The sequence below is a fragment of the Acinetobacter sp. COS3 genome, from assembly GCF_000475335.1.
Classification (GTDB): Bacteria; Pseudomonadota; Gammaproteobacteria; order Pseudomonadales; family Moraxellaceae; genus Acinetobacter; species Acinetobacter venetianus.
The window spans coordinates 1-333 of sequence record NZ_AXCD01000071.1 but is presented as its reverse complement, the minus strand read 5'-3'; the positions used below and the strand labels follow the sequence as shown (position 1 = coordinate 333).

1 protein-coding gene is annotated in these 333 nt (G+C 51.7%); it reads left to right on the top strand.

Annotated features, from left to right (window positions below):
* Positions 1 to 333 (top strand): Ig-like domain-containing protein (locus IO68_RS31980; RefSeq protein WP_152514803.1); only part of this gene is annotated, 333 nt, incomplete at both ends.

The window sequence follows — 333 nt, the reverse complement described above, 5'->3', positions numbered from 1 at the left end:
TGGTGATTGATCCAATTACAGCGGACAACATCTTAAATGCGGCAGAAGCAGGCAGCACAGTTCCAGTGACAGGTACGGTGACAGGTGAATTCACGGCAGGTGATGCGGTAACAGTCAGCGTGAATGGCGTGGACTACAGCACCACACTTGCGGCAGACGGAACGTGGACAGTGGATGTTGCGGGTAGTGACTTAGCAGCAGACCCAGACTTAACGGTGGATGCGAGCGTTGTTGTTACAGATGCAGCAGGCAATACAGCGACCATTACAGATAGCCAAGTGTATGCAGTGGATACCGTTGTTGATCCAGCAACAGCAGTGGTGATTGATCCAA